Origin of the sequence: Kitasatospora xanthocidica (genome assembly GCF_014656195.1) — a bacterium.
Taxonomy (GTDB): domain Bacteria; phylum Actinomycetota; class Actinomycetes; order Streptomycetales; family Streptomycetaceae; genus Kitasatospora; species Kitasatospora xanthocidica.
In genome coordinates, this window is sequence record NZ_BNBY01000008.1 from 332,459 (window position 1) to 351,419 (window position 18,961).

21 protein-coding genes are annotated in these 18,961 nt (G+C 75.1%); 13 read left to right on the forward strand and 8 right to left on the reverse strand.

Annotation, left to right across the window (positions count from 1 at the left end; translation table 11 throughout):
• Positions 1-157 precede the first annotated feature (157 nt).
• The 5 genes from IE332_RS17725 to fxsA all read left to right on the forward strand — a co-directional run bounded on the left by IE332_RS17725 (position 158) and on the right by fxsA (position 5,209).
• Positions 158-598: an Lrp/AsnC family transcriptional regulator gene (locus tag IE332_RS17725; RefSeq protein WP_030243361.1), complete on the forward strand. Its 441-nt coding sequence runs from the start codon at positions 158-160 to the stop codon at positions 596-598.
• Positions 599-629: 31 nt separating this feature from the next.
• On the forward strand, positions 630-2,237 hold the full coding sequence (locus tag IE332_RS17730; RefSeq protein WP_189917193.1) for an amidohydrolase: 1,608 nt from the start codon (positions 630-632) through the stop codon (positions 2,235-2,237).
• Between the two features lie 74 nt (positions 2,238-2,311).
• Positions 2,312-2,767 (forward strand): N-acetyltransferase, encoded by a 456-nt coding sequence (locus tag IE332_RS17735; protein ID WP_189917194.1) that lies wholly within the window; start codon positions 2,312-2,314, stop codon positions 2,765-2,767.
• A gap of 98 nt (positions 2,768-2,865) precedes the next feature.
• Positions 2,866-4,575, forward strand: a complete 1,710-nt coding sequence (gene lnt, locus IE332_RS17740; RefSeq protein ID WP_189917195.1) for an apolipoprotein N-acyltransferase — start codon at positions 2,866-2,868, stop codon at positions 4,573-4,575.
• Between the two features lie 55 nt (positions 4,576-4,630).
• Positions 4,631-5,209, forward strand: coding sequence for an FxsA family membrane protein (gene fxsA / locus IE332_RS17745; RefSeq protein ID WP_189917196.1), 579 nt, complete (start codon positions 4,631-4,633; stop codon positions 5,207-5,209).
• A gap of 189 nt (positions 5,210-5,398) precedes the next feature.
• Here fxsA and IE332_RS17750 read toward each other — a convergent pair whose 3' ends face one another.
• The 3 genes from IE332_RS17750 to IE332_RS17760 form a co-directional block, all read right to left on the reverse strand.
• Positions 5,399-5,773, reverse strand: coding sequence for an RNA polymerase-binding protein RbpA (locus tag IE332_RS17750; protein WP_031071348.1), 375 nt, complete (start codon positions 5,771-5,773; stop codon positions 5,399-5,401).
• Between the two features lie 285 nt (positions 5,774-6,058).
• Positions 6,059-7,675: a P-loop NTPase family protein gene (locus IE332_RS17755; RefSeq protein ID WP_189917197.1), complete on the reverse strand. Its 1,617-nt coding sequence runs from the start codon at positions 7,673-7,675 to the stop codon at positions 6,059-6,061.
• Positions 7,676-7,817: 142 nt separating this feature from the next.
• Positions 7,818-8,012, reverse strand: a complete 195-nt coding sequence (locus IE332_RS17760) for a hypothetical protein (protein WP_189917198.1) — start codon at positions 8,010-8,012, stop codon at positions 7,818-7,820.
• Positions 8,013-8,413: 401 nt separating this feature from the next.
• On the opposite strand from IE332_RS17760, the gene IE332_RS17765 reads away from it, so the two are divergent.
• From IE332_RS17765 to IE332_RS17780, 4 genes are all read left to right on the forward strand, one after another.
• Positions 8,414-8,830 carry an ankyrin repeat domain-containing protein gene (locus IE332_RS17765; protein WP_189917199.1) on the forward strand — a complete coding sequence of 139 codons (417 nt, stop codon included), beginning with the start codon at positions 8,414-8,416 and terminating at the stop codon, positions 8,828-8,830.
• A 24-nt stretch (positions 8,831-8,854) separates the two neighbouring features.
• Positions 8,855-9,355 (forward strand): GNAT family N-acetyltransferase, encoded by a 501-nt coding sequence (locus IE332_RS17770; protein ID WP_189917201.1) that lies wholly within the window; start codon positions 8,855-8,857, stop codon positions 9,353-9,355.
• A 58-nt stretch (positions 9,356-9,413) separates the two neighbouring features.
• Complete coding sequence (locus IE332_RS17775; RefSeq protein ID WP_189917202.1) at positions 9,414-10,487, forward strand: serine hydrolase domain-containing protein; 1,074 nt, start codon at positions 9,414-9,416, stop codon at positions 10,485-10,487.
• A gap of 105 nt (positions 10,488-10,592) precedes the next feature.
• Entirely contained in the window at positions 10,593-11,093 is a 501-nt protein-coding gene (locus IE332_RS17780) for an NUDIX domain-containing protein (protein ID WP_189917204.1), read from the forward strand.
• Between the two features lie 15 nt (positions 11,094-11,108).
• On the opposite strand, the gene IE332_RS17785 is transcribed toward IE332_RS17780, so the two are convergent.
• The 3 genes from IE332_RS17785 to IE332_RS17795 all read right to left on the reverse strand — a co-directional run bounded on the left by IE332_RS17785 (position 11,109) and on the right by IE332_RS17795 (position 13,515).
• On the reverse strand, positions 11,109-11,759 hold the full coding sequence (locus IE332_RS17785) for a vitamin K epoxide reductase family protein (RefSeq protein ID WP_189917206.1): 651 nt from the start codon (positions 11,757-11,759) through the stop codon (positions 11,109-11,111).
• A gap of 94 nt (positions 11,760-11,853) precedes the next feature.
• Positions 11,854-12,669, reverse strand: coding sequence for a DsbA family protein (locus IE332_RS17790; RefSeq protein WP_189917208.1), 816 nt, complete (start codon positions 12,667-12,669; stop codon positions 11,854-11,856).
• A gap of 171 nt (positions 12,670-12,840) precedes the next feature.
• Positions 12,841-13,515: a hypothetical protein gene (locus IE332_RS17795; protein ID WP_189917210.1), complete on the reverse strand. Its 675-nt coding sequence runs from the start codon at positions 13,513-13,515 to the stop codon at positions 12,841-12,843.
• A gap of 230 nt (positions 13,516-13,745) precedes the next feature.
• On the opposite strand from IE332_RS17795, the gene IE332_RS17800 reads away from it, so the two are divergent.
• The gene (locus tag IE332_RS17800) at positions 13,746-14,624 is read left to right on the forward strand and encodes a CHAD domain-containing protein (RefSeq protein WP_189917212.1); all 879 of its coding nucleotides are present in this window, start codon (positions 13,746-13,748) and stop codon (positions 14,622-14,624) included.
• A gap of 60 nt (positions 14,625-14,684) precedes the next feature.
• On the opposite strand, the gene IE332_RS17805 is transcribed toward IE332_RS17800, so the two are convergent.
• Positions 14,685-15,533 (reverse strand): helix-turn-helix transcriptional regulator, encoded by an 849-nt coding sequence (locus IE332_RS17805; protein ID WP_189917214.1) that lies wholly within the window; start codon positions 15,531-15,533, stop codon positions 14,685-14,687.
• 119 nt (positions 15,534-15,652) lie between these two features.
• Here IE332_RS17805 and IE332_RS17810 point away from each other — a divergent pair, with 119 nt between their 5' ends.
• On the forward strand, positions 15,653-16,426 hold the full coding sequence (locus IE332_RS17810) for an SDR family NAD(P)-dependent oxidoreductase (protein WP_189917216.1): 774 nt from the start codon (positions 15,653-15,655) through the stop codon (positions 16,424-16,426).
• A gap of 17 nt (positions 16,427-16,443) precedes the next feature.
• Here the strand turns inward: IE332_RS17810 and IE332_RS17815 are convergent, their stop codons facing one another.
• Complete coding sequence (locus tag IE332_RS17815; RefSeq protein ID WP_189917218.1) at positions 16,444-17,232, reverse strand: uracil-DNA glycosylase; 789 nt, start codon at positions 17,230-17,232, stop codon at positions 16,444-16,446.
• Between the two features lie 184 nt (positions 17,233-17,416).
• On the opposite strand from IE332_RS17815, the gene IE332_RS17820 reads away from it, so the two are divergent.
• Complete coding sequence (locus IE332_RS17820; protein ID WP_373313754.1) at positions 17,417-18,427, forward strand: slipin family protein; 1,011 nt, start codon at positions 17,417-17,419, stop codon at positions 18,425-18,427.
• Between the two features lie 72 nt (positions 18,428-18,499).
• The gene (locus tag IE332_RS17825; protein WP_189917220.1) at positions 18,500-18,949 is read left to right on the forward strand and encodes a CBS domain-containing protein; all 450 of its coding nucleotides are present in this window, start codon (positions 18,500-18,502) and stop codon (positions 18,947-18,949) included.
• Positions 18,950-18,961 lie beyond the last annotated feature (12 nt).

The window sequence follows — 18,961 nt, forward strand, 5'->3', positions numbered from 1 at the left end:
CATAACCCTGCGGTGTTGTGCACCGTGATGCACCGGGTGTGTCCTTGGCCACACCTCGCGCCACATTCACCCGGCACGTGCCCGCCTGGCACCTGCGAGCACCGCCCGTGCCACCGCGTGCGCCCCCCGTGCTCCCGACCGGGTAGGTTTGCGGACTGTGGAGGATCTCGACCAACGCATCGTCCAGCTGCTCCTAGAGGACGGCCGGATGAGCTACACGGACCTGGGCAAGGCCACCGGCCTGTCCACCTCGGCGGTGCACCAGCGCGTGCGCCGCCTCGAACAGCGCGGGGTGATCCGCGGCTACACCGCGATCATCGACCCCGACTCCGTCGACCTGGCGCTGACCGCGTTCATCTCGGTCAAACCCTTCGACCCCAGCGCCCCGGACGACACCCCGGAGCGGCTGGCCGGCCTGCCCGAGATCGAGGCCTGCCACAGCGTCGCCGGGGACGAGAACTACATCCTCAAGGTCCGGGTCGGCGCCCCGGGCGACCTGGAGGACCTGCTCGCCCGCATCCGCAGCGCCGCCGGAGTCTCCACCCGCACCACCGTCGTCCTCTCCACCCCGTACGAGGCACGACCCCCGAAGCTCTGAGCGCGAAGGGCCGAGGTGCAGACTTAGCGGCATGACCGAACGCGACACCCGGACCGTCCTGCTGCGCGGCGGCGCCGTCTACAGCCCCGCCGACCCCTTCGCCACCGCGATGCTCGTGGAGGGCGAGCACATCGCCTGGGTCGGCAGCGACGGCGCCGCCGAGGCGTACGCCGCGACCGCCGACGAGATCGTCGAGCTGGACGGCGCCCTGGTCACCCCCGCCTTCGTGGACGCCCACGTGCACGCCACCGCCGCCGGTCTGGCGCTCACCGGCCTCGACCTCACCGGCAGCCCCTCGCTGGCCGCCACCCTGGCCGCCGTCACCGCCTTCGTCGACGCGCGGGCCGAGCCCGGCGGGGTGCTGATCGGCCACGGCTGGGACGAGACCGGCTGGCCCGAGGGCCGCCCGCCCACGCTCGCCGAACTCGACGCCGCCGCCAGGGGCGCCGCGCTCTACCTCTCCCGCACCGACGTGCACTCCGCGCTCGCCACCACCGCCCTGCGCGCCCTCACCGAGGGCCTCGCCGAGCGGCCCGGGTACGACGACGAGGCCCCGCTCACCAAGGACGCCCACCACGCCGTCCGGCGGACCGCGCTGGCCCGCCTCACCCCCGAGCAGCGCCGCCGCGCCCAGCGCGCCACCCTGTCCCGCGCCGCCGAACTCGGCATCGGCGCCCTGCACGAGTGCGCCGGCCCGGAGATCTCCTCCGAGCAGGACCTGGCCGCCCTGCTGGACCTGGCCGCCGACCGCGAGGGGCCCGAAGTCTTCGGCTACTGGGGCGAGTTGGGCGGGGTCGAGACGGCCCGCCGGCTCGGCGCGGTGGGCGCCGGAGGCGACCTCTTCGTGGACGGCGCGATCGGCTCGCACACCGCCTGCCTGCACACCCCGTACGCCGACGCCGAGCACACCGGCACCGCCTACCTGACCGCCGAGCAGGTCGCCGACCACGTCGCCGCCTGCACCGAGGCCGGGCTGCAGGCCGGCTTCCACGCCATCGGCGACGCGGCCGTGGCGGCCGTCGTCGAGGGCGTCCGGGCGGCCGGCGAGCGGGTCGGCGCCGGCCGGGTCAGGGCCATGCGCCACCGCGTCGAGCACGCCGAGTCGCTGGACGACAAGACGATCGCCGCCTTCGCCGAGCTCGGCCTCACCGCCTCCGTCCAGCCCGCCTTCGACGCCGCCTGGGGCGGCTCGGAGGGCATGTACGTCCAGCGCCTGGGTGCCGACCGGGCGGCCGCCCTCAACCCCTTCGCCGCCCTGCTGCGGGCCGGCGTCCCGCTGGCCTTCGGCTCGGACACCCCGGTCACCCCGCTCGACCCCTGGGGCACCGTCCGCGCCGCGGCCTTCCACCGGACCCTGGACCACCGGATCTCGGTCCGCGCCGCCTTCACGGCCCACACCCGCGGCGGCTGGCGCGCCATCGGCCGGGACCAGGACGGCGTGCTGGTGCCCGGCGCGGTCGCCAGTTACGCGATCTGGGCCGCCGCCGAGTTGGTCGTCCAGGCCCCCGACTCCCGGGTGGCCGGCTGGTCCACCGACCCGCGCTCCGGCACCCCCGGCCTGCCCGACCTCACCCCGGGCCACCCGCTGCCGACCTGCCTGCGCACGGTGGTCCGCGGCCGCACCGTGCACCAGCGCTGAAGCCCGTTCCGGCAGGCCGGACAGGGCGCTTAATCGGATGAGGGCGCCGGGTACCGGCCCGTAGGTTGATCACCATGACGACCGACCCGCTGGTACCCGCCGACTTCACCGTCCCGCGCGAGCTGCTCGCCCCGGAGTTCCGCCTGGAGCCCCTGGGCGAGCGGCACAACGCCTCCGACCACGCCGCCTGGACCGGCAGCATCGAGCACATCCGCGCCACCCCCGGCTTCGTCGGCCGGAACTGGCCGCCCGTCGAGGGCATGGCGCCGGAGCGGAACCTGGCCGACCTGCGCCGCCACGCCGCCGACTTCGCCGCCCGCACCGGCTTCACCTACACCGTCCTGGAGCCGGCCGGCGCGGAGGTGATCGGCTGCGTCTACATCTACCCGGACCGCGAGGAGCCCTCGGCGGTCTCGGTCAGCTCCTGGGTCCGCGCCGACCGCGCCCACCTGGACGCCCCGCTCCACCACGCCGTCTCGGACTGGCTCGCCGACTGGCCGCTGGGCCCGATCCGCTACGCCGAGCGCTGACCGCCCGGGCGGGGGAGAACAGTTCCACTGAACGGGGCCGGTGAACGGGGCCGAACGGGTCGGCCCCGGCCCCGGCACCCTCACCTCACGTCCCACCGATGTTCCGGGGTACCTTCTTCGCACAGCGTCCGAACAGCAAGCCCCAGGAAGATGGTGCGCCGGTGGCCATTCCCGTCACCCAGGAGCGGTCGGGGACCGTGCCCGAGCCCCAGGAACCGGCACCCCGACCGGGCCGGGGCGCCCGCGCCCTCAACAAGGTCCGCGCCGGGCTGCCCCGGACCGGCCTGGCGGCCCTGGCCGGCCTGCTGCTCGCCCTCGCCTTCCCGCCGTACGACCTCTGGCCGCTGTCGCTGCTCGGTGTCGCCGCGCTCTCGCTGCTCACCCGGGGCCGCACCGTCCGCCAGGGCCTGTGGACGGGCTTCGCCTTCGGCCTGCCGTTCTTCCTGATGCTGCTCAGCTGGCTGCGGGTGGTCGGCTGGGACGCCACGATCGGCCTGTCCGTCGTCGAGGCGCTGTTCCTGGCCCTGCTCGGCGGCGCACTGGCCGTCACCTCCCGGCTGCCGGCCTGGCCGCTCTGGGCGGCCTGCCTGTGGATCACCCAGGAGTGGGCCCGTGACCGGCTGCCGCTCGGCGGCTTCCCCTGGGGCCGACTCGCCTTCGCCAACACCGCCACCCCGTACACCCCGCTGGCCGCGCTCGGCGGCGCGCCGCTGGTCACCTTCGCGGTGGCGCTGTCCGGCGCCCTGCTCGCCTGGGCCGTGCCGCGCCTGCGCGGGCCGCGCAAGGCTCCCGGGGCGGCCGCGCTGGCGGCGCTCGGCGCGGTGGGCCCGCTGGTGGCCGGCTACCTCGTCCCGGTGCCGACGGCCGCGGCCGACACCGTGAAGGTCGCGATCGTCCAGGGCAACGTGCCCAACCCGGGCATGGACTTCCTGGGCCGCCCGATGATGGTCCTCAACAACCACGCCTCGGCCACCGAGCGCCTCGCCGCCGACATCGCGGCCGGCAAGGTCGAGCGCCCGGACGTCGTGATCTGGCCGGAGAACTCCTCCGACCTCGACCCGTTCAGCGACCCGCTGGCCCGTCAGCGGATCGACGAGGCCGTCCGGGCGATCGGCGTGCCGACCCTGGTCGGCACCCTGGTGGACGGCCCGGACGCCCAGCACGTCCAGAACGAGGGCATCGTCTGGGACCCGCAGACCGGCCCCGGCGCCTCCTACACCAAGCAGCACCCCGTCCCGTTCGGCGAGTACGTGCCCTTCCGCGCCCAGCTGATGAAGGTGATCACCCGCCTCCAGCGGGTCGCCCGGGACTTCTACCCCGGCGACCACAACGGCGTGATGCAGCTCGGCCCGGCCCGGATCGGCGACGTCATCTGCTTCGAGGTGGCCTACGACGAGATCGTCCGCGACACCGTGGACAGCGGCGCCCGGGTCCTGGTCGTCCAGACCAACAACGCGACCTACGCCAAGACCGGCCAGCCCGAGCAGCAGCTCGCGATGAGCCGGCTGCGGGCGGTCGAGCACGGCCGGGCGGTGCTGATCGCCGCCACCAGCGGCATCAGCGCGGTGATCTCCCCGGACGGCACCGTCCAGCAGCGCACCGAGGAGCTGACCCCGGCCGAGCTGTCGGCGACCGTCCCGCTGCGCGACGGCACCACGGTGGCCGACCGGGTCGGCGCCGCCCCGGAGTGGACGCTGGCGATCGGCGGCCTGCTGGCCTGCGCCGCCGCGGTGCTGGTCGGGCGCCGCCGCAAGGGTGCCTCCGGAACACCGGCCGGGCGGGATTCGTTGGACCAGGTGGTGCCGTAGCCGGCCCGGACCTCCCGTGCGGCGCGCAGAGCACCGCTGGGAGTGGATCCGTACCGTGACGCAGCAAGCTACCCCCACCCGTCCGGCCCCGCGCGGCAGGCTCCGCCGGGTGCTGCCGCTGCTGGTGACCGCCTGGCTGGTGCTGGAGATCTGGCTGCTGGTCCAGGTCGGCTCGTGGCTGGGCGGTCTCACCGTCCTGCTGCTGCTCGTCGCCGGCGCCCTGATCGGCGGCTCACTGATCAAGCGGGCCGGGCTGAAGGCGCTGTCGGCGGCGATCGAGCAGAGCAAGAACCCGCAGTCCGAGCAGCCGCAGACGGGCACCAGCATGACGGTGCTGGCGGGCGTGCTGCTGATCGTCCCCGGCTTCCTGTCGGACCTGGTGGCCCTGACCCTGCTCTTCCCGCCGACCCGGGCGCTCTGGCGGGCGGCCGGGCGCCGGCTCGCCGACAAGGCGCTCCGCAGCACCGGGGCGGTCGGCGCGGACGCGTTCGCGGACGCCGTGCGGCTGCAGGAGCAGATGCGCATCCACCGCCCGGACGGCAAGGTGATCCAGGGCGAGGTCGTCGAGCCCGGGGCCGGCCCGCGCGGCCCGCAGGGCCCGGACACCACCTACCGCCCGCCGATCACCGGCTGACACCACCGACCGACACCGGTCACCGAACCGCCACCCGTCCACCGGGCGACGCCGACCCCCCCGGTCGGCCGTCGCCCGGTCGGCCGTGCGCCACCGGGGGCGACGGCCGCGCCGGGACCGGACAACGCGAAAGGGACCCTGGAAACCAGGGTCCCTTTTCGCGTCCTCCCGCACGGGGCGGGAGCGAGGTCAGGCGCTCTTACGGGTGTCCCGCGGGTGTACCGCGAGGTTCATCCCGCCGGAGCGGAGCACGGCCAGCCGTTCGGCCAGCACCTCCTCCAACTCCTCGCGCGTCCGGCGCTCCATCAGCATGTCCCAATGGGTGCGCGTCGGCTTGGTCTTCTTCTCTTCCGGCTCGTCGCCGTCGAGAAGCGCTGCCTCCTGGCCACAGAAGCGACATTCCCAGGTCGCGGGGATCTCCGCCTCGACCGAGAAAGGAACCTCGAATCGGTGTCCGTTCTGACATGCGTACTCGACGGTCTGGCGGGGAGCCAGATCGATACCGCGGTCGGTCTCGTAGCTAGTGGCCCCGAGTCGCGTGCCGCGGAGAGCTCGCTCGCTCATGAATCGTGCCTCCCGGGCTTATGGCCCACAGGACTAGTGGTCGCTGTTCTTCGTCGTTCGGTCAACGCTCGGCTTCCGACGAAGATTCCCGTCCCGGGACATGCGTCGTCTGTTGTGCCGCCCCTGTTTGTACCCACCTGCGCCCGATTTGTCACATCTGGCCGGTGATATCACCCCGGGTGTCACCTATTTCACATCTGGTGATCGTGCGGACTTTCTGTGACGAGCGTACCGGGACGGGTTCCGGAGGCTTCAGCCGACCCCGGCCCGGAGCCGGGAGGCCGGTCAGGAGATGGGACGTGAGCGGATCATCGGCTCGCCCTTGGCGAGGTCGACCGGGCGGGTCCGCGGGGCCGGCTCGGCCGGTGCGGCCACCGGCGGGCGCTCCGGGCGGGGCGGGACGCCGGCGGCCGCCTCGGTGCGGGTGTCGCGGTGCGGCAGCAGGGCGATCACCGCGTCCCGCAGCTGGGCCGGGGCCTCGTCGTCCAGCGGGTCGACGGTGGCGGGCACCTGCAGCCGGACCGGGGCGCCGTTGCCGATCCGGGCGTAGCCGCGGCCGGCCGGCGCGTGCGCGGCGGGCACGATGTCCAGCGGCGCGCCGAGCGCGGCGCGGCCCTCGTCCGGCCCGGCCGGGCCGAGCAGCACGCGGGCCCGGGTGGTGGCGCGGACGGTCGGGGTGATCCGGTCCCGGGCCTCGATGTCGTCGGCGATCACCACGGTGACCCGGGCGGCCCGGCCGTGCCGCAGCGGGAGCTCCAGCAGGTCCTGCGGGTCCGGGCGGCCCTCGGCCTGGGCGAGCTCGCTCAGCTCGGTCGGGTGGTCGAGCAGCAGCCAGAGCGGCCGGGTGACGTCCTCGGGCGGCGCGGAGCCGGCCCGCCGGGCGGCGTTGAGCGCGGTGAGCCGGCGCTCGGTCTCCTGGACGGACCACTCCAGCGCGGCCAGCGCGCCGCGCAGGCTGGTCTCCACGGTGTGCACGCCGGGCCGGTTCACCAGGCAGGCGTGCTCCCCGGTGCCCGCGCCGTCGACGACCACCAGGTCGGCGTACGGGAGGGCCTGCAGCGCGATCGAGCGGAGCAGGCTGGAGGTGCCGTAGCCGGTGACGCCGAGCGCCAGCAGGTGGGGCTCGGAGGAGCGCGGGCCGGTGCGCCAGACCACGGGCGGCTGCTGGACGGTGGTGCCGCCCCGGGTGACCGGGATGGTCCGGGCGGTGCCGTCCTCGTCGGTGAAGCCCAGCACGATCTCGCCGGGGGCGGCCACGAAGCGCTGGGCGACGAGGTCGGCGGGCAGCGGGGCGAGCGCGGCGATCAGCAGCCGGTTGGACTCCTCGTCCCAGTCGAAGCGGTACTCCCGGGCCCGCCCGGCCTTGCCCTGGACGACCTGCTCGATCCGGGCCCGGGCGGCGGGCTCGGTGTCGGTGAAGTACGCCGGGTAGCTCAGCTCCAGCCGGGAGAGCCGGCCCTCGCCGTCGAACTCCCAGGAGGTGAAGGCGTTCTTGTAGCTGCCCTCGAAGTGGTAGAGCGGGTTGGCGTCCTCGGGGCCGCACAGGTACGGGGTGAGCGCGGCGTAGAGGGCGCCGAGCTTGACGTCGGCGACGTCGGGCGCGGCCGGGGCGGGTGGCGCCTTGGGGGACCGGCCGGCCCAGGCGGCGCTGGCCATCAGGGCGATCAGGGCGAACAGCAGGCCGTGCGGCAGCAGGTAGACGCCGACCAGCAGCGCGGCGGTCAGGAAGACCGTCGGGCCGCGGCGCTCCTTCGGGGTGGAGTGCCAGCGGCCCTTGGCCCAGGCGACGTGGTGGCGCAGGCCGCGGCCGATGACGGAGACCGGGGCGAACATGTCGGAGGCGTGGTCCCCGGCGGTCCGGGCGATCTCGCGGCCCTTGCTGAGGTGGCGGTGGAGCGGCATTCCTTGACTCCCCGGGCGAGTGGGACGGGTGGGACGGGTGGGACGGGTGGGAGGAGCGGGACGGGCGGGTGCGGCGGTGGGGTACGACGGGGCCCGGGGCGGTGGGATCCGCGCCCGGGCCGGTACGGGGGAGTGGGTGCGGCTAGAACCTGATGCCGCCGAGCAGGCTCGCGAGGCTGGCGCCGCCCGCGGTGATGCTGGGGGCGATGGACGAGCCGGCGATGTAGAAGCCGAGGAGAGCGCAGACGATGGCGTGGGAGACCTTCAGTCCGTCTCTGCGGAAGAAGAGAAAGGCGATGGTGCCGAACAGGACGATGCCGGAAATCGAGAGGATCACGATCCGCTCCTCGGGAGGGGGGACAAGCGGGGGTGGGGGTGTTACGTAAAGTGCACCAATCGTGACAAAAAGTAATAGATGATGGAACGGCGCAAATGGGTGGTTCTGCCGTTCGATGCCGTTCCGGACGCCGGACGGCGGTATGCGAACCGGCCGGTACGGGGCCGGTCACCGGGGGGATTCGGTGCGTCGAGGCATTCCCGGGGGGTGGGCGGGAAGTTTCCGGGGGGTCCGGGAAGTTCGCTCGAATGGCCGCGCAACCCGCGTGGCCGCGTGTCGTGGCCGTTCCGGGCCGTCATCCGGATCACGGACACCGGCTGGCCCGCTCCGGCGCCGGCCGCTACCGTGCCCTGGGCGCAGCCCGTGACCACCCGACGAACCGACCGGAAAGGCCGCCCGCCATGACCGACGCCGCCAGCCAGCAGCCCGCCGACGCCCCCGACGCCGAGGTGATCGCGCTGGCCGGGAAGCTCTTCGACGCCGCCCGCGCCGGGGAGACCGACACCCTGGCCGCCTACCTGGACGCCGGCGCCCCGGCCGACCTCACCAACGACCGTGGCGACACCCTCGTCATGCTGGCCGCGTACCACGGCCACGCCGCCACCGTGGAGGCCCTGCTCCAGCGCGGCGCCGACCCGAACCTCGCCAACGACCGCGGCCAGACCCCGCTGGCCGGCGCCGTCTTCAAGGGCGCCGACGACGTGCTGGCCGCCCTGCTGGCCGGCGGCGCCGACCCGCAGGCCGGCACCCCGAACGCCGTCGACACCGCCCGGATGTTCGGCAAGGACGAGCTGGTCGCCCGGTTCGAGGCCCGCTGAGCGGAGATCGTAGGCTTTTCGACCATGGACACCACCGCCACCGTCGAGTTCCACATCACCGGCTACGCCCACCCCGACGCCCAGGCCCTGTCGGCGGAGGTGCAGCAGGAGTACGTCCGCCGCTACGGCGACCCGGACTTCACCGAGATGAGTGCCGAGGACTTCGAGGCACCCGCCGGGCTGTTCCTGATCGCCTACCTGGACGGCCGCCCGGTCGCCTGCGGCGGCTGGCGGGCCAAGGAGGCCGGCGGCGCGGACGAGCTGCGCGAGGGCGACGCCGAGCTCAAGCGGATGTTCGTGGTCCCGGACGCCCGCGGCCGCGGCCTGGCCCGGGCGGTGCTGCGCCGCCTGGAGCAGACCGCCGTCGAGGCCGGGCGCACCCGGTTCATCCTGGAGACCGGCACCCAGCAGCCCGAGGCCATCGCGCTCTACAAGTCCGAGGGCTACACGGCGATCCGGAAGTTCGGCTACTACAAGGAGCACCCGCTGGCCGTCTGCCTCGGCAAGGAGCTCGTGACGGTCTGATCGGCCGCCCCGCCGGGTAGGCTCCCGTCGCCCTGACAGCCGCGTCCTGGGGGACGGGATGAGCCACCGAGCACCCGGAGCCGACCGGCTCCCCGCCCTGGCCGCGCCGGGAGGGGAGCTGGACCGGCTGGTCCGCGCGGGCGTGCGCACCGTCGGCGCGGGCGCCGTCTGGGCCGTCGGCGACGCCGGGGGCACCCTAGGCGGCGGCAGCCACGGCGTGCTCGGGCAGGGCCCGTACGCGCGGCTCACGCCCGGACCGGACACCCGGTACGACCTCGCCAGCCTGACCAAGATCGTCGCGCTCTGGCCCTGCGCCGGGGTGCTGTGGCGGTCCGGGCGGCTGCCGCTGGACGAGCCGCTCGGCCGCTGGTGGCCCCCGGCCGCCGGCCGCCCGACCGGTGCGGTCACCGCCCGGCAGCTGCTCGCCCACACCGCCGGGATGCCGCCGTACACCCGCTTCGAGCGGCTCTACGGGCGCGAGCCCGCGGCGATCCGGGCCGGGGTGCTCGCCGCGCCGCTGCACCGTCCGCCCGGCACGGCCGTCGAGTACACCGACCGCGCCGCCGTGCTGCTCACCTACCTCGTGGAGGACCTCGGCGGCGCCCCGCTGGACGTCCTCGCCGCGCGCTGGACCTGGCGGCCGCTCGGCATGGCCGACACCCGGTACGGGCCGCTCGACGCCGCGCTCCTCGACCGCACGGCGCCCACCGAGTACGACGAACGGGCCGGCGGGCACCTGCGCGGCGTCGTCCACGACCCCTCCGCCCGGCTGCTCGGCGGCGTCTCCGGCAACGCCGGGGCCTTCTCCACCGCCCGGGACCTCGCCCGCTTCCTCACCGCGGTGCTCGCCCCGCCGCCCGGGCCGCCGTGGGGCGGGGCGTGGACCGAGGAATCGCTGCGCGAGCAGACCGGCGGCCTGCGGCCCGCCCGCGGCCTGTCCTGGCTGTACGCCCCCGGCACCGAGCCGGCCGAGGGCACCTTCGTCCACTACGGCTTCACCGGCACCGGCTTCTGGGTCTCCCGGCGGCTCGGCCGCTGGGCGCTGCTGCTCACCAACAAGGTCCACCACGACCGGGTCACCCAGCCGCTGACCGATCTGCGCAACGCCTACCGGCGGCTGGTGTTCGGGTGAGGAGCGGGCGGCACTCGTTCGGGTGATCGGGTGCGAACCACCGTTTGCGGTGCGGAGATCGCGGCAGATTGTCCTCGACGGACGGCACCCGGCGGAGGAGGCGCGATGACGGACACCTGGACACTCTCGGAGGAGGAGTGGCTCGCCCGGATGGTGCGCGCCTACGTCGGCTGCAGCGTGCTGCTCACCGACGAGTCCGGCAAGGTCCTGCTGCTCAAGGCCAGTTACCGCGACCAGTGGCAGTTCCCCGGCGGCGGGATGGACCCGGGAGAGGCGCCCGCTCAGTGCGCGGCGCGGGAGCTGCGCGAGGAGACGGGGCTGGCCGCCGGGCGCCTGCGGCTGCTCGTGGTGGAGTGGCGCGACGCCATCCCCGACCAGGGCGAACACGCCCACCCGGCCGTGCAGTTCATGTTCGACGGCGGGACGGTCCCCGCCGGCGCGGCGGTCCGGCTGCAGGCCGAGGAGATCGCCGACCACGGCTGGTTCACCCCCGCGCGGGCGGCCGCCCTGCTGCACCCCGCCGCGGCGCGTCGGCTCACCGGGGCCCTGGAGGCCCGGCGGACGGGCGCCGCCGCGCTGCTGCACTCGGCGGGGTACGTGGGGTGAGGGGCGGCAGGACGATCAGAGGAGCGTGCTCCAGTAGAACCAGAACCGGTTGAGCACCAGCAGCGCGATCACCGCCGCCCACAGCACCGGCAGCGCCCAGTGGTAGCGCGCCGCCTCCCGGACCACCACCCGCAGCCGGGGCCCCACCGGGATCACCCCCGTACGGAGGTTGTGCAGCGTCGTGTACCAGAACAGCGCCACCACCGTCACCCACACCACCATGCAGTACGGGCACAGCGCACCGATGTCGTACAGCGCCTGGCCGATCAGCCAGTGCACGAACACCACACCCAGCGCGGTGCCCGCGTGCAGGCCCAGCCAGAACCAGCGCCGGTACGCGGCGCCCGACAGCAGGCCCGCCCCGATCGCCGCCAGCGCGCCGAACGCGGCCAGGCCCAGCAGCGGGTTCGGGAAGCCGAAGACCTCCGCCTGCTCGGTCCGCATCACCGAGCCGCAGCTGATGATCGGATTGATGTTGCAGCTGGGGACGTAGGAGGGGTTCTCCAGGATGCGGAGCTTGTCGAAGGTCAGGACGGCCGAGGCGGCCAGCCCGACCAGCCCGCCGAGGAACAGCAGGAACGCGTAGGCCCGGCCCGCCCCGATCGGGGCCCGGCCGGCGGCGTCGGGAGCGGGACGGGACAGGTGCACGGTGGTAGCGGCGGACATGGCAGCACACTCCGGTGGCTGGCTGGGAGGAGCCGGCCCGGCCGGGAGTTCGGCCGGACCGGTGGTGCCGTGCGGTGCGGGGGAAAGGGCCTGGCTACTGGAGGCCGGCGGCCTGCTTGACCTGCGCGGTGAACTGCTCCGGCGAGACCACGGCCTTGCCGGCGAACAGCGTCACCGGCTTGCCGTCCACCTTCACCGTCGGGGTACCGGTCACCCCGCTGTCGTTGAACGCGTCGGCGACCTTCGCCGCCCACGGCGCGTAAGTCCGGTCCTTGACCGCCTTCACGAAGGCGTCCGTCTTCAGCCCGGGCACCTGGCCGGCCAGGTCCAGCAGGTGGTCGACGTCGCCGAAGCCGTCCTCGCGCTCGTCGGGCTGGTTGGCGTACAGCACGTCGTGGAACTGCTTGAACTTGTCCACGCCCTCGTTCAGCGCGGCGCCGACGGCGGCCAGCGCGGTGCGCGAGCCCTTGCCGCCGAGGTTCTTGTCCAGGAAGGCCGCCAGGTGGAACTCCACCTTGATCTGCCCGTCCTCGGTGAGCTTCTTGACCGTCTCGCCGTTCGCCGCCTCGAAGTGCTTGCAGATCGGGCAGCGGAAGTCCTCGTAGACCTCCATGGTGTGCGGGGCGTCGGCCTTGCCGTAGGTGATCACCGTGCCGTTCGGGCCGCCGGCGTTCGCCGGCACGACCAGCGGCGCCGAGGTGGCCGCCGCGGCGGCCTTGTCGCTCTTGCCCGAGGCCGAGTTGACGGCGACGGCGGCACCGCCCGCGAGGGCGAGCACGGCGACGGCCGAGACCGTCACCACGATCCGCTGACGGCGCTTGGCGGACTGCTGCTCGCGGCGCTGCGCCTCCTGGATCCGCTCACGGGCACTGACGCGCTTGTCCTGCTGCTTGCTGGGGGCCTGAGCCATGGGAAGTCAACTCCTGTACGCGGCGCGCGGGAGCGCGCGGGAAACCGCACCGGGTGCGGCGGGGTCGGGGAACGCGGGAGTCGTGCGCACTGCCTGCGGGCGCACCGGGGCCGAGGACCGGCGGGGTACGGAAATGACCGGCGTACGGGGGAAAGCCCGGTACGGAAGGGGTCAGCAGGCAGGCGCGAAGGCCGGCGGGCCGCGGCGCGGCGCCGGGCTCAGCACCACGTCCTCGCGGCGCGGCCGCACCCGGTCCGACACCGGCAGCGGCACCCGCAGCACCGGGCGCTCCGGGGCCGGGACCAGCAGGACGAGCAGGGCGCGCAGCGGCCGCCCCAGCGACTCGCGCAGCGCGCGCAGCGCCCGGGCCAGGCCCGACAGCGCCGAGTCACCCAGCCGCAGCCAGGCGGCGGCGGCCAGCGCGATCACCAGGTGCACCAGCAGGAGCAGCAGTTGGGTCAGCGCCGGCGCCAACTGCCCGGCGTGACCCAGCGGGCCCGAGAGCAACGAGCCGTCCACCGAACCGCCGCCGCAGACCAGCAGGTTCACCCCGCGCGCGGGGACCTGCCCGGAGAACACCGGCCCACAGCCGGTCTGGCCCAGGTTGAACGTGGTGTTGAGCAGAAGCTCGACCGGCACCATCACGGCGGAGATGTGCAGCATCCGCCGCTCCCCGCCGGCCACCACGGAGGCGACCAGGAAGACGACGGCGCACGCCGAGGCCACCAGCGACAGCGGCAACGGGCGGCCCGTGATGACCACCTGCCCCAAGGCGGCCATCGGCACGGCGAGCGCGGTGAACACCGCGGCCCGCAGGGCCCTGGTCGCATGGGTGGAGGTCGTCACGCTCCGGAGTATGCCATGACGCTCACACCCGGCACGAGGGCGCATGGACCCTTGCGCTTCCGGCTGACGCGCCCTCAGGGGGAGGCGGGGACGGAGCCGGGGCTGGAGGCGGGACTGGAGGTGGGAGCAGAGGTGGGATCGGAACCGGGGCCGGAGGCGGGGTCGACAGTCGCCGGATAGGACCTAGCCTGGAAGCGTTCCCGGCGACCCCGACGAGGGGATGGACGCGCATGGCGAAACCCGAGACCACCGTCGGCCAGGTCCTGATGGCCCGGATCGAGGCCCAGGCGGAGGTGCTGGCCGGACTGGACGACGCCGTCCGGGCCGACGAACCGGACGCGGTGCACCGGATGCGGGTCGCCTGCCGGCGGCTGCGCAGCGCCCTGCGGACCTTCCGGCGGCTGTTCGCCCCCGGCACGACGGAGCACCTGGTCGCCGAGCTGCGCTGGCTGGCCGGCGCCCTCGGCGGCGCGCGCGACCTCGAGGTGCTGGCCGCCCGGCTCGCCGCCCAGGCCCGGGAGCTGCCCGCCGAGTGCGGGCCGGAGCGGGTCGCCGCCGCCCTGGAACGCTGGGGCGAGGCCGAGTACCACCGGGTCCGGCCCGAGGTGGTCGCCGCCCTCGACAGCCCCCGCCGCCGCGCCCTCGGCGAGGCCCTCACCGCCCTCCTCGCCGACCCGCCGCTGCGCCACCGCGCCGCCCGTCCCGCCCTCCCCGAACTGTCCCGCGTCGCCGCCCGCGAGCAGCGCCGCACGGCCGACCGCGTCCGGGTGGCCCTCGCCGCCGGCCCCGAGGACCGCGACCACGCCCTGCACGAGGCCCGCAAGGCCGCCAAACGCGCCCGCTACACCGGCGAGACCGCCACCCCGGTGGCCGGCGGCCCGGCCGAGCGCTACGCGGCGCGGATGAAGGCCGTCCAGGAGGTCCTCGGCGAGCACCAGGACGCCGTGGTCGCCGCCGCCACCCTCGCCGCCCAGCCGGTGGCCGCCGCCGAGCCCTTCGGCTACGGCGCCCTGTACGGCCGCCAGCTCGCCGCGGAGCAGGCCGCCCGCGAGCGCCTGCCGAGCGTGTGGCAGCAGGCGGGCAAGCGGACGCTGGCGCGGTTCGGGTAGGGCGCCCGGCCCGGGGGCGGGGCCGTGCTCCGGTCGGGAGGAGCGGGCGCCCGGACGCGGCTACGGGTGCGGCGGTGGGGTGTCCGGGGGGCGGGCGGTGGCGAAGGCTCGGCGGGCGGGGCTGTCGGGTGGGGCGAGGAAAGCGAAGACGTGGCGGCCCTCCTCGGGGAGGGGGAGCACGGTGTAGTCCAGGACCCCGGTGGCCAGGTCGGGGTGGCGGATGTGGAGGCGGCCGGGGCGGGGTGGGGCGGCCCGGTGGCGGTCCCAGAGGGCGGCGAAGGCGGGGCTGTCGTCGGACAGCCGCCGGACCAGTGCGAGGAGGGCGCGGTCGCGGGGCCGGTCGGCGTGGTGGGCGCGCAGCGAGGCGACCAGGTCGGCCCCGATCGAGCCGTCGGCGGCGACGTTGCCCTCGGAGCGGTCCCGGTGCGGGCAGCAGAACACCTGCCAGAGCAGGTTGCGTTCGTGCGGCGGCCGCCGGTCCGGCCGGGCCATCAGCAGGGCCGCGGCGGGGTTCCAGGCCAGCAGGTCGAAGGTGGGGCCGGTGACGAAGGCCGGGGCGGCGTCCAGGGTGTCCAGCAGGGCGAGGGTGGTCGCCGGGAGGGCCGGGGGTTCGGCGGGCGGCGGAGCCGGTCGGCCCTGCCGGGCGGCCAGGCGGTGCAGGTAGGCGCGTTCGGGCCCGGCGAGCTGCAGGGCCTCGGCGAGGCCGTCGAGGACGGGTCCGGTGGGTACCCGCTGGCGGCCCTGCTCCAGGCGCGCGTAGTAGTCGGCGGAGATCCCGGCGCGGGCGGCGACCTCCTCGCGGCGCAGCCCGGGTGTACGGCGGCGCCCGGCGGTCGGCAGGCCCGCGTCGGCGGGCACGAGTCGGGCGCGGCGGGCGCGCAGGAAGGCGCCCAGCGGTGTCTCGGGCATGCGCGCCACGCTGCCACAGCCGGGCCGGATCAAGCCAGGACCTGGCTGTCCCCGGCAGGCCGTTCCCGGGGAACGCCCGGCCGCTGGTGGGCCGCCGGCCGCGGCGGCAGGCTCGCCGCATGGGACTTCTCGACGACAAGGTCACGATCGTCACCGGGGCCGGCCGTGGCATCGGCGCGGCCGCCGCCCGGCTGTTCGCCCGGGAGGGCGCGCTGCTGGTGCTCGCCGCCCGCTCCGCGCCCGAGGTGGAGGCGCTGGCCACCGAGCTGACCGCCACCGGTGCCGAGGCGGTGGCGGTCGCCGCCGACCTGACCACCGCCGCCGGTGCCGAACGTACGGTGGCCGCCGCGCTGGAGGCCTTCGGCCGGCTGGACGCGGCCTTCGACAACGCGGGCAACGGTGCGGTGCCCGTCCCGCTCGCCGAGCGTTCGGAGGCGGAGTGGGACGACGCCCACGCGCTCAACCTGCGGGGCAGCTGGCTCTGCCTGCGAGCCCAGCTGCGGGTGATGGCGGCGGCCGGGCGCGGTGGCGCGGTGGTGCTCAACTCCGGGGTGGGCGCCCTGGTCGGGGGATTCGGCGACGGCGCCCAGCAGGCCGCCAAGCACGGCCTGACCGGCCTGGTCAAGGCGGCCACCGCCGACTACGCCCGGTACGGTATCCGGGTCAACGCCGTCGCGCCCGGGGTGGTGCGCACCCCGGGGACGGAGCCGTTCTTCGCGGCGGGCCCGGAGTTCGGCGCGCTGGTGGAGCGGTCCACCCCGCTGGGCCGGGCGGGTGCGGACGTGGAGGTGGCCGAGGCGGCGGCCTGGCTGCTGAGCGACCGGGCGTCGTACGTCGCGGGGGTGACGCTGCCGGTGGACGGGGGGATCGCGGCCACCCGCCGCTTCGACTGAAGTCGGCCGAGGGCCGGCTACCGGGGGCTGAGCCCCGCCGAGCGGGCCGCGTCGCGAAGCAGGGCGTGGAGCATCGTGGTGGTCAGGCGGCCGGTGTTCGTGTTGCGCGGGCTGACGTGGTAGCAGCCGTAGAGCCGCAGCGGGGGGCCGCCGTCGTGGGCGGGGAGGACGGCCGAGGCGGCGTGGCCGAAGGCGGGGCGGGGGCGGGGTACCTGCCAGCCGGCGTCCGCGATCACCGGGAGCAGGGCCTGCCAGGCGAAGCCGCCGAGGGCGACCACGGTCCGTACGGTGGGGCGCAGCAGCCGCAGTTCGCGGGTGATCCAGGGTCGGCAGGTGTCGCGTTCGGCGGTGCTGGGCTTGTTGTCGGGCGGGGCGCAGCGGACCGGGTCGGTGATCCGTACGCCGTACAGTTCCAGGCCGTCGCCGTGGCGGACGGATTCGGGGCGGTTGGCGAGCCCGAGGTCGTGGAGGGCCGCGTAGAGCAGGTCGCCGGAGGGGTCGCCGGTGAAGATCCGGCCGGTGCGGTTGGCGCCGTGGGCGGCGGGGGCGAGACCGACCAGGACGAGCGGGGCGTCGGGCGGGCCGAAACCGGGGATCGGCCGGGCCCAGTAGTCCCAGTCCTGGTAGGCGCGGCGCTTGGTGCGGGCGGTCTCCTCGCGCCATTCGACGAGGCGGGGGCAGGCCCGGCAGCCGGTGACCACGCGGTCCAGTGCGGCGAGTCCGTCGGCGCGGGCGGCGGCCGCGGCGGGGTGGCGGGGGTCGCCGGGGTCGTCGGCGGGGGACTGCGGGGCGGCCACGGTCGGCATGGCCCGATCCTAGGGCCCTGGGGGTGTCCCGGGCGTCGGGGATTTCGTGCCGTTCTGTTCCGGTTCGACCCGGTCGTGGCCGGGCAGACGTAGCGTGGAGGCGGTTGCTCCGGCGGCCCCCGGCCCGGCGGGCCGGTGGTGGCCGGGCGCGCCGGTGCGTGCGGGCCGCGAGGAGGCCGCGATGATCGTCGATGCGGTGCTGGGGGCGCTCGGGGGGCTGGCCGGGCTGGGGGCGCTGTGGGCGGCCATGAGCCTCAGGGTGGTCCAGCAGTTCCAGAAGGGCGTGGTGTTCCGCTTCGGGAAGGTGCGGGACGAGGTGCGCGAGCCCGGGCTGGTGGCGCTGATGCCGGTCGCGGACCGGCTGCGCAGGGTGAACGTGCAGATCGTGACGATGCCGATCCCGGCACAGGAGGGCATCACCCGGGACAACGTCACGGTGCGGGTGGACGCGGTGGTCTACTTCCGGGTGGAGGACCCGGTGAAGGCGACGGTCAACGTGCAGGACTACAACTTCGCGATCTCCCAGGTCGCGCAGACCTCGCTGCGGTCGATCATCGGCAAGAGCGAGCTGGACGACCTGCTGGCCAACCGCGAACCGATCAACCAGGGGCTGGAGTTGATGATCGACAGCCCGGCCCTCGGGTGGGGCATCGAGATCGACCGGGTGGAGATCAAGGACGTCGCGCTGCCGGAGTCGATGAAGCGCTCGATCGCCAGGCAGGCCGAGGCCGAGCGGGAGCGGCGCGCGCGGATCATCACCGCGGACGGTGAGTTCCAGGCTTCGTCGCGGCTGTCGGAGGCCGCGGCGGTGATGAGCGCGACCCCGGCCGCGCTGCAGCTGCGGCTGCTGCAGACCGTGGTGGAGGTGGCGGCGGAGAAGAACTCGACGCTGGTGCTGCCCTTCCCGGTGGAGCTGCTGCGCTTCCTGGACAGCGCGACCGAGGTCCAGCAGCGGAACCTGCTGGCGGCCGCGGCGGTCGCCGCCGGGGCGAAGGCCGTGGAGGAGGCGGTGGAGAGCGGGGAGATCCCCGGAGAGGAAATCGACCAGGAGCCGCCCCGGCACGAACTGCCGCCCTTGGAGGAATTGTTGGGGCAGACGCCGCTGGACGGGCCGGGCTCGCCGGGCTCGTCGGACTCGCCGGACGGACGGGCCGAGCGCGGGGCGGCGGGCGCTCCGGCCGACGCGGAGCGCTGAGCGGCCGCCCGGTGGCGTGGGGCACCGGCCCGGCTCAGGATGGACAGAGGAAGCCAGGTCAGGAGGCGGACCATGACCAGAGCCAGCGACATCATGCACCCGGGCGCGGAGTGCATCCGCGAGCACGAGACGCTCGCCGCCGCCGCCCGGATCATGCGGGAACGCGACGTGGGCGCCCTGCCCATCTGCGGGCCGGGCGACAAGCTGCTGGGCATCGTGACCGACCGCGACATCGTGCTGCGCTGCGTCGCCGAGGGCCGTGACCCGGCGTCGGTGACGGCGGGCGAGCTGGCCCAGGGGCGGCCGATGACGGTGGAGGCCGACGAGGACTGCGAGCAGGTGCTGCGGGTGATGGAGCAGTACCAGGTGCGCAGGCTGCCGGTGATCAACCACCCCGAGCACAAGCTGGTCGGCATGATCAGTGAGGCGGACATCGCGCGCGGCCTGCCGCAGACCAGGCTGGCCGAGTTCGTGTCGGCGGTCTGCGCGGAGGAGGCGCCGGCGAAGGCCGACGTGAGCTGAGTCCGCACGCAC

Coding starts and splice junctions, on each gene's coding strand:
- IE332_RS17730 (WP_189917193.1), top strand. CDS start 630: ATGACCGAACGCGACACCCGGACCGTCCTGCTGCGCGGCGGCGCCGTC.
- IE332_RS17735 (WP_189917194.1), top strand. CDS start 2,312: ATGACGACCGACCCGCTGGTACCCGCCGACTTCACCGTCCCGCGCGAG.
- lnt (WP_189917195.1), top strand. CDS start 2,866: ATGTTCCGGGGTACCTTCTTCGCACAGCGTCCGAACAGCAAGCCCCAG.
- IE332_RS17750 (WP_031071348.1), bottom strand. CDS start 5,773: ATGAGCGAGCGAGCTCTCCGCGGCACGCGACTCGGGGCCACTAGCTAC.
- IE332_RS17755 (WP_189917197.1), bottom strand. CDS start 7,675: ATGCCGCTCCACCGCCACCTCAGCAAGGGCCGCGAGATCGCCCGGACC.
- IE332_RS17765 (WP_189917199.1), top strand. CDS start 8,414: ATGACCGACGCCGCCAGCCAGCAGCCCGCCGACGCCCCCGACGCCGAG.
- IE332_RS17770 (WP_189917201.1), top strand. CDS start 8,855: ATGGACACCACCGCCACCGTCGAGTTCCACATCACCGGCTACGCCCAC.
- IE332_RS17775 (WP_189917202.1), top strand. CDS start 9,414: ATGAGCCACCGAGCACCCGGAGCCGACCGGCTCCCCGCCCTGGCCGCG.
- IE332_RS17780 (WP_189917204.1), top strand. CDS start 10,593: ATGACGGACACCTGGACACTCTCGGAGGAGGAGTGGCTCGCCCGGATG.
- IE332_RS17785 (WP_189917206.1), bottom strand. CDS start 11,759: ATGTCCGCCGCTACCACCGTGCACCTGTCCCGTCCCGCTCCCGACGCC.
- IE332_RS17790 (WP_189917208.1), bottom strand. CDS start 12,669: ATGGCTCAGGCCCCCAGCAAGCAGCAGGACAAGCGCGTCAGTGCCCGT.
- IE332_RS17800 (WP_189917212.1), top strand. CDS start 13,746: ATGGCGAAACCCGAGACCACCGTCGGCCAGGTCCTGATGGCCCGGATC.
- IE332_RS17805 (WP_189917214.1), bottom strand. CDS start 15,533: ATGCCCGAGACACCGCTGGGCGCCTTCCTGCGCGCCCGCCGCGCCCGA.
- IE332_RS17810 (WP_189917216.1), top strand. CDS start 15,653: ATGGGACTTCTCGACGACAAGGTCACGATCGTCACCGGGGCCGGCCGT.
- IE332_RS17815 (WP_189917218.1), bottom strand. CDS start 17,232: ATGCCGACCGTGGCCGCCCCGCAGTCCCCCGCCGACGACCCCGGCGAC.
- IE332_RS17825 (WP_189917220.1), top strand. CDS start 18,500: ATGACCAGAGCCAGCGACATCATGCACCCGGGCGCGGAGTGCATCCGC.